This window comes from Priestia sp. SIMBA_032, assembly GCF_046535215.1.
Taxonomy (GTDB): Bacteria; Bacillota; Bacilli; order Bacillales; family Bacillaceae_H; genus Priestia; species Priestia aryabhattai.
On sequence record NZ_JAWRXD010001240.1, the window covers coordinates 1 to 249 of the forward strand.

The 249-nt window shown below is 41.0% G+C and carries 1 protein-coding gene; it reads right to left on the bottom strand.

What is annotated here, in order from left to right; all coding sequences use genetic code 11:
* Positions 1–249: anaerobic C4-dicarboxylate transporter family protein (locus tag SB717_RS38300; RefSeq protein ID WP_410908430.1), on the bottom strand; the 249-nt coding region annotated here is incomplete at both ends.

Consider the following 249-nt stretch of genomic DNA (forward strand, 5'->3'; position numbering starts at 1 on the left):
GGTCAAAGTTAATGGCAGCAACGATTGTTCCATAGTTCGGAATGAAGAAATATCCATTTACTGCAGGGAACATCGCAATCAGTAGCGCTGGTGGAATACCAAGGGATAGTCCAAGTGGCATTAAGGCACGTACTGTTGCTGCTTGGCTGTACAGTAAAATAGATAGAATGAATAGTGCGATGGCAAATAGCCAAGGTGCACTTGTTACTAAATGCTGAATAGATCCTTGAATCATATTTAAGTTTCCAT